We start from the raw sequence: 7,510 nt of genomic DNA on the forward strand, positions 1-7,510 counted from the left end.
GCCGCGCTGAGACGCGTCCACCCTCTCCCACGAACCAATGTGGGAGAGGGGGCACACGGCAACGGCGGGTTGGGGCGGACGACGGGCGACTGAAGTCGCGGCAACAACGGCGCGAAGTCCGCCTGCGCGGACTGCGGCGGATGCATCGGTGCGAGAAGCGGGTCGAGGCGCGGCGGCCTGTCCAGAGCGAATGAATTCTCCGCTGGAAAAGCACGAAGTCCGCCTGCGCGGACTGCACCCGCGGCTTCGGCGCGGGCCGCATGCGCCGAGCTGCCCGCCGGTGATGCAGTTGAAGCCCCGCACGGCGCGCCTCTGGCGCCGTGTCGGGGCTTGCCGCTTCTGGAGCGGCGGATTCATCCGCTCAGGGAGGCTCGCGGACGCCTCCTTCAGCCTCGTTGACCCAGCCTCAGTCGCGGAACTGGCCCGCGAACTCCTTGCGGAACTTGGCCACCTTGGGCGCCACCACCACCTGGCAGTAGCCCTGCCCGGGGTTCCGCGCGAAGTATTCCTGGTGGTACGACTCGGCCATGTAGAACGGCGGCGCCGGAGAAAGCTCCGTCACAATGGGCGACTCGAAGATCTCCCGGTCGCCCAGATCGCGCATCACCTCTTCCGCCACGCGGCGCTGCTCTTCGGAGTGGTAGAAGATGACGGAGCGGTACTGCGTCCCCACGTCGGCGCCCTGCCGGTTGAGCGTGGTGGGGTCGTGCGTGCCAAAGAACACGCGCAGGATGTCGCGATACGACACCTGCGCGGGATCGAACGTCACCTGCACCACTTCGGCGTGCCCCGTGGCGCCGCCGCACACGTCCTCGTACGACGGATTGGGATCCCGGCCGCCCGCGTAGCCGCTCTCCACGCTGATCACCCCTTTCAGACGGTCGAACACGGCCTCGGTGCACCAGAAGCATCCCCCGCCCACTGTCGCGATCTCGCGATGTTCCTGCGTCATCATCCCTCTCCCGGTTCGCGCGGCGCCCGGCCGCGTGCTGCAACGCTGAAACCCCCGCGCCCCGGGCACGTGTGCCCGCGTACGCGCAACTCCGTTCCATACACCGAATCCCCGAATCCGGCCCATGCCGTTCGTCCCGCTTGTGCTGCGGTCGCGGTTCCAAGTCGCCGCCAGGGTGGCGTGAGCGACTGAAGTCGCCGAAACAACGGCGGAAAGTCCCCCCAAACGGACGGGGGGACTTCACCTGCACGGGGCGGAAAGCCCGGCGCGGACCGCGGATTTTCGGTCGGGCCGATGGTGGCGTGAGCGACTGAAGTCGCCGCAACAACGGCTGAAAGCCTCACGGCACTACTGTGAGGCTGCGCGTGGCGGGCCGAGACCCTTGTGCCATCTCCCCTCTCCGCGCGGCTGTTTGCACGGGGAGGAACCGGGGGAGGGGCCCCGAGCGGCGGCCGAGTCGAAGCGGGCTGCACCACCGGGGCCTCGGCTCGTGCTGAGGTCTCCCTTTCTCCCGCGACAGCGGGGGAGAGGGCCGGGGAGAGGGGGCCTTTCCGACCGCCCGGCACCATCCGGAACGCACCCGGTCATCGTTGTCCTTATCCTCCACATCCACCGCGCGGCGGTCAGGGCAAGCCCTCCGGAGCGCACCGCGCCGTCCTCACCCCCGGGGCGGGCCCTGGCGGATTCGGGATGATTCCCGGATCCGCTACATGCCGTGGCAGGCCGCGTCCGTGGGGCCGTCGGGCCGGCCGTAGTGGCGGTTCTCCACCCGAGGTGCGGCGCCGGGCTTCAGCACCACCACGAACAGGTTGCTGAACTCGCCGTCGCACAGGTCGCGCGCGGCGGGGCCGCCCAGCGCGTGGATGATCTGGCGCACCGTGTTGCTGTGCCCCACAACGAGGATCGTCTTTCCCGCCATCCCGCGGACCGCGGCGGCCACCGCGGCCGGGTGCCCCGCCGCGCCGCCCTCACCCGCCGTCGACACCACCACGGGCGTGATCCGGCGCGCCGCGGCCAGGGGGGCCGCCGTCTGCTGGGTCCGGACGTACTGCGTCGTGATGATCGCGTCCACGTTCCACGCGGCCAGCGAATCCGCCAGCACGCGCGCCCGTGCCTGTCCCTCCTCGCTCAGCGGCGGATTGGCCTCACCGGCAATCACCGCCTTTTCGGCGTGGCGCACAAGCACCACCACCGTGGAATCCTGCGCGGCGGCGGGGAGGCCGAACAGGAGCGCGGCGAACAGCGCGAGACGAAGCGTGCGGATCATCTGCATTTTCTTCCTCGATACGTGAAAAAATGACCGCCGCCCGGCGGATGCGGATCGGTTCAGCCGGAGATGCCCTCGCGCCCCCGGACCGTCATCATTGTCCCCACCAGCGTCGCGACGTGGGTTTCCGCGCCGTCCTGGACCGCGAACGCGTCTGCCGCCACGACGCTGATGGTCCGCCCGGCGCGCACGGTGCGGCCCACGACGCGCAGGCGCTCGCCGCGCGCGGGCGCCAGCAGGTTCACCTTGAACTCGATGCTGAGCACCCCCGCGTCCGCCGGCATGCGCGTGTACGCGGCAAACCCGGCGGCGCTGTCCAGCACCGACGTGACGATGCCCGCGTGCAGAAATCCGTGCTGCTGCGTGAGGTCGTCGCGAAAAGGTAGCTCGATCACCACCTCGTCCGCGCCCACGTGCACGAGCCGCGCCCCGATGGTTTCCATGGCGCGCTGCCGCTCGAAGCTGTCGCGAATGCGGTCCTCAAAGCCCGGCTCGGGCGGGGGAAGAGTCACGGGGCATGTGGATGCGGGAGATAACGGGCGGCGCGTGGCCCGTGGATTGAATCTGGACGCGCACACGCCCTTTCACCAGCCCGCCACAGTCCATGCTCCCGCTGAGCCGCGCCGAACGACTGGACCGCCTCCCCTTCACCCGCCTGCACCGGCGCCTGCTGGTGGTGGCGGGAGCGGGATGGGCGATGGACGCCATGGACGTGGGGCTGATCAGCTTCATCATGGCCACACTGGCGAAGCAGTGGGGGCTGGATGGGGGCACGGCGGCGTGGATCGGCTCGGTGGGATTCGTGGGGATGGCCATCGGCGCCAGCCTGGGCGGGAGCGTGGCGGACCGCGTGGGCCGCCGCTTCGTATTCGCCGCGACGCTCCTTGTCTACGGATTGGCGACGGGCGCGGCGGCGTTCTCGTGGTCCGTGGCGTCGCTGCTCGTCTTTCGCTTTCTGATCGGATTCGGGCTGGGTGCGGAGCTGCCCGTCGCGTCCACGCTGGTGAGCGAGTTTGCGCCGTCGCGCATCCGCGGCCGCATCGTGGTGCTGCTGGAGGCGTTCTGGGCCTTTGGATGGATCCTGGCCGCGCTCATTGGCACGTACGTGATCCCGCGGAGCGAGAACGGGTGGCGGTGGGCGTTCGCGCTGGGCGCGCTGCCGGCGCTGTACTCCGGCGTGGTGCGGCGCGCGCTGCCGGAGTCCGTGCGCTTTCTGGAGACGCAGGGCAGGGTGGATGAGGCCGAGGCGGTCGTCCGCCGCTTCGAAGCGGAGGCGGGTGTCGCGGCTCCGGACCGCGTCGCGGCGCCGCAGCCGGTGGATCAGTCCGCGGGCGTCGGGCTGGGCGGCCTGTGGCGCGCCGGGCTGGCGCGGCGCACGCTGGCGCTGTGGATGGTGTGGTTCGGGATCAACTTCGCCTACTACGGCGCCTTCATCTGGATTCCCACCCTGCTCACGCAGCGCGGCTTTTCGCTGGTGAAGTCGTTCGAGTACACGCTCATCATCACCCTGGCGCAGCTTCCCGGCTACGCGGTGAGCGCGTACCTGATCGAGAAGTGGGGCCGGCGGCCCACGCTGGCGGCGTTCCTGGCCGGTTCGGCGGGCGCCGCGCTGCTCTTTGCGCGAGCGGATGGCGCCACCGCCGTGCTCGTAGCGGGGTGCCTGCTCAGCTTCTTCAACCTGGGCGCGTGGGGCGCCGTGTACGCCGCCACGCCGGAGGTGTACCCCACCGCGGTGCGCGCCACGGGGGCGGGGTGGGCGGCGGGGTTCGGGCGCATCGCCAGCATCCTGGCGCCGCTCTGCGTGCCCCCGCTGATGGCCGCGGGGGGAACGCAGGCCGTCTTCGGAACCTTTGCCGCCTTCTTCGGGCTCGCCATCATCGGGGCGCTGCTGCTGCCGGAATGGCGCGGGCGGCAGCTGGACGAGGGCCTCGCCCCCGCCTGATCCTCCGCGCGGCGAGCGGCTGATCTTTCCGCTTTTCCATTCCGCGAAACAGAAAGGGCCGCAGCACAGGCTGCGGCCCCTTCTTGCATCCACACGGTCAGCGGTCTGCCGCGGCGGATCGGGGCCGACGCGGCGCCCGGCCGGGCTCAGTTCTGAACCAAGTCCGCGGCCGGCGTCATCTGCCCGACCTTCTCCAGGCCGAGTTCCGGGGACAGCGAAACCATGATCACCATCCGGTCGCCGCTGGTGTTCATGGCGGTGCCCTGCGTGAGCTGCGCGTTCACGGCGTCGGGCGTGAGCTTGTACATCGCACCGGTGGCGGCGTCCACGATCAGCCCGGGGATGCCCCCGAACAGGATGTTGCCGGCGATCCACCCGTCCACCGTCTTCTGCATCTTGAGGTCGTACGGCTGGTAGCCCGCCATGGTGATGCGGACGGTGTGCTCCTGCTTGCGCGAAAGCTGCGCCGACATGGGGGTCACGCCCACGTTCATGTTGTCGATCATGACCTGCGCCCCGGCGGGGGTGCTGGCGACGGTGACCGACTGCTTGGAGCCGTGCACGATGGTGGCGCACCCGCTGAGTGCGAGGCATGCAGCGACGACGAACTTTCCGCGCATTTTGGAGATCTCCAGGGGGGAATTCGGAGGTGCCCGCGACCACGGGGATGAGCCGCCGGGTCACGCTCCGTGTAGTCGCTGCGAAGAGGGTTGCAGCGGCGGCAAAAGCATGTCCGCCCTGTCCAATACTGTCAACGATCGGCTGTTTGTTTTCCAGATTTTTCTCGCGGGCGCTGGTCTTCATCCCCATCCGGAATGCGGGATCTCTGGAACGCCAGGGCGCAAAGAGCGCGGCGGGGGCAGCGTCGTGCACGGTCTGTCGAAAGATCGCCAAGTCGTTGTGATCAAGAGACTTCGATGGGCTTGCAAAATTCGCGTCTGGCGGCTACTCTCATAGTCTTCCCCAACCCGGCGGGCCAGCCCCGCATCCCCGTGACACGGATGTACCGGTGGACCGAATTTCTGCAGCCATGGCCGCTCCGCGGGCGTGGCGCTCCGCGCTTGCGACCGCCGCCTCGGCCGCGGTTGCCCTCCTTGCCGTCGCCTGCACCGACAGCGTCGTAGCCCCCACCGCCCAGGCGCCCACCCCGGACGGCCCCGCGGGCGGACCGTCGCTGGAACTGAGCTGCGTGGCCAGCGTCAAGGCCGGCAGCATCACGTGCCAGACGCCCGCTCCCAGCACCGGCGGCGCCGACGCGGTGATCTACGGCGGGCAGAACACGTTCGTGCGCATGCTGAGCGCCAACACGGCGTACAACTCGGGCACCGGCGTCTTTACGACCGACGTGAGGCTGCAGAACCTGCTGCCGCAGGTCATCGGCTCGGTGGACGGGGTGAACGTGCACGCCAACGGGATCCGCGTGTTCTACGCGGTGGCGCCCTACGTCACCAGCGGCAGCGGAAGCGTGACCGCGACTCCCGTGGACGGCAACGACTCGTTCCTGAACGGGCCCGCCGACTACTACCAGTGGAACCAGCTGCTCAAGCCGGACAGCATCTCCACGGTCAAGCAGTGGGCGTGGAATGTGGACGCGACGGTGAATACCTTTGCGTTCAAAGTGTACGTCTCGGCCGAGGTCACCCCCTCGCTCGTCATCACTGAGGTGATGGCCAACCCCAATGTACCGGATGATTCCACGGGCGAGTACGTGGAACTGTACAACCCGGGGCTGGCGGAGGTGGATCTGGGCGGCTACCGCCTCCAGTCGCGGTCGGGGAGCTCCACCGAATTCGTGATCCTTCCCGCGGGCGTGAAGCTGGCGCCCCGCGCATACGGCGTCATTGCCGCCCGGTCCAGCACGGTTCGGAACGGCGGCGTGACGACCATCGCCGAGTGGGGCGGCACCGCCATTCAGCTCAGCAACAGCACCAGCGCCACTGCCCCTGACTACGTCAGTATCCGGCGTCCGGGCGCGACGGCGGGAACGTTCGTCACAATGGATTCCGTGGTGTGGGCCGTCGGCGGATCCACCGTCGCGCCTCCCACCGGCCGCAGCCGCGAGTTGCTCGACGTCAAGGCAGACAACACGGTGCTGGCGGGAGCGGCATGGAACACGGCGTACAAGAAGTACGGCCCGGGTGACGACACCGGCGAGTATGACCGCGGCACGCCGGGCGCGGCGAACGGGATCGCCGTTGCAGTGGGCCCGGTGGCCTCGCTGCGGATCAGCCCCGGGTTCCTGGTCATCGACACGCTGAAGCAGTTCCGCCGCTTCTCGGCCGTCGCTGAGGACTCGCTGGGACAGACCGCCACCACCACGGTGACCTGGACGAGCTTGAATCCGTCGGTCGCCACCATCGACGCGACCGGGCTGGTCACGCACGTGGACACGGGCCAGGTACACCTGGTCGCAACGGCCGCCAACGGCATGGCCGACACCACGTTCTACTCGATCTTCAAGTACTCGCCGACGTTCATCTACCGCAGCCACGTGGAGTTCGGGATCCCGACGCCCGGCGGCGGCAACAACGACCTGCTGATCCTGTCCGACAAGCGGACGCACTACAACCTGTCGTACAACGCCAGCCGGGGCGGGCCCAACTGGGTGAGCTGGGACCTGAACCGCACGCACTTCGGCAAGGCGACGCGCGCCACGACGTTCACGGCCGACGCGCTGCTGGCCTCGTACGGGATCACGGCGGTGGTGGACGCCGACTATGTGAACAGCGGCTACACCCGCGGGCACATGACGCAGAGCGAGCAGCGCACGCAGACGCGCGCGCAGAACGACACCACGTTCCTGCTCAGCCAGATTCTGCCGCAGACCTACGACCTGAACACCGGTCCCTGGGGTGACCTGGAGGACTATGGAAACGACCTCGCGCGGTTCCAGCAGAAGGAGATCTACAACATCGCGGGCGGCCTGTACCCGGCTTCGCCGGCGACGCTGAAGAACGCAGGAAAGGTGGCCATCCCCACGAGCACGTGGAAAATCATGGTCATCATGCCCTACGGGAGGGGTTTGGCGGACGTTACGTCGGCCAGCGACATCCGGGTGATCGCGGTGAACATGCCGAACGTGGACGGCATCGCGCACGTGAACTGGACCACGTACAAGGTCACCGTGGACCAACTGGAGGCGTGGACCGGGTACGACTTCCTTTCCTCGCTTCCGGATGCCATTGAAGCGCAGGTGGAAGCGGCCATCGATCCCTGATCGCCGTCCCGACGATTGCGGAACGCCGCCCCGGACTCCGGTCCGGGGCGGCGTTTTTTCGTGGACTCGAGCGAGGCGGTGCGGCCGCCGGCCGAGCGACTGAAGTCGCCGCAACAACGACGGAAAGTCTCC

Annotated in this window: 6 protein-coding genes; 2 read left to right on the forward strand and 4 right to left on the reverse strand. The window is 68.9% G+C overall.

The genetic code is table 11. The features are described from left to right. Positions 1 to 406: 406 nt before the first annotated feature. The 3 genes from msrA to VF665_RS07460 all read right to left on the reverse strand — a co-directional run bounded on the left by msrA (position 407) and on the right by VF665_RS07460 (position 2,731). The gene (msrA, locus tag VF665_RS07450) at positions 407 to 955 is read right to left on the reverse strand and encodes a peptide-methionine (S)-S-oxide reductase MsrA (RefSeq protein WP_414678333.1); all 549 of its coding nucleotides are present in this window, start codon (positions 953 to 955) and stop codon (positions 407 to 409) included. Between the two features lie 703 nt (positions 956 to 1,658). Beyond that, positions 1,659 to 2,225 (reverse strand): phosphoglycerate mutase family protein, encoded by a 567-nt coding sequence (locus VF665_RS07455; protein WP_331052779.1) that lies wholly within the window; start codon positions 2,223 to 2,225, stop codon positions 1,659 to 1,661. Between the two features lie 53 nt (positions 2,226 to 2,278). Then, the gene (locus VF665_RS07460; RefSeq protein WP_331052780.1) at positions 2,279 to 2,731 is read right to left on the reverse strand and encodes a PaaI family thioesterase; all 453 of its coding nucleotides are present in this window, start codon (positions 2,729 to 2,731) and stop codon (positions 2,279 to 2,281) included. Positions 2,732 to 2,823: 92 nt separating this feature from the next. On the opposite strand from VF665_RS07460, the gene VF665_RS07465 reads away from it, so the two are divergent. Continuing rightward, positions 2,824 to 4,161: an MFS transporter gene (locus VF665_RS07465; RefSeq protein WP_331052781.1), complete on the forward strand. Its 1,338-nt coding sequence runs from the start codon at positions 2,824 to 2,826 to the stop codon at positions 4,159 to 4,161. A 146-nt stretch (positions 4,162 to 4,307) separates the two neighbouring features. Here the strand turns inward: VF665_RS07465 and VF665_RS07470 are convergent, their stop codons facing one another. Further along, positions 4,308 to 4,781 (reverse strand): PEGA domain-containing protein, encoded by a 474-nt coding sequence (locus VF665_RS07470; RefSeq protein ID WP_331052782.1) that lies wholly within the window; start codon positions 4,779 to 4,781, stop codon positions 4,308 to 4,310. A gap of 410 nt (positions 4,782 to 5,191) precedes the next feature. On the opposite strand from VF665_RS07470, the gene VF665_RS07475 reads away from it, so the two are divergent. Beyond that, positions 5,192 to 7,378 carry a DNA/RNA non-specific endonuclease gene (locus tag VF665_RS07475; RefSeq protein ID WP_331052783.1) on the forward strand — a complete coding sequence of 729 codons (2,187 nt, stop codon included), beginning with the start codon at positions 5,192 to 5,194 and terminating at the stop codon, positions 7,376 to 7,378. Positions 7,379 to 7,510 lie beyond the last annotated feature (132 nt).

This window comes from Longimicrobium sp., assembly GCF_036387355.1.
GTDB lineage: Bacteria > Gemmatimonadota > Gemmatimonadetes > Longimicrobiales > Longimicrobiaceae > Longimicrobium.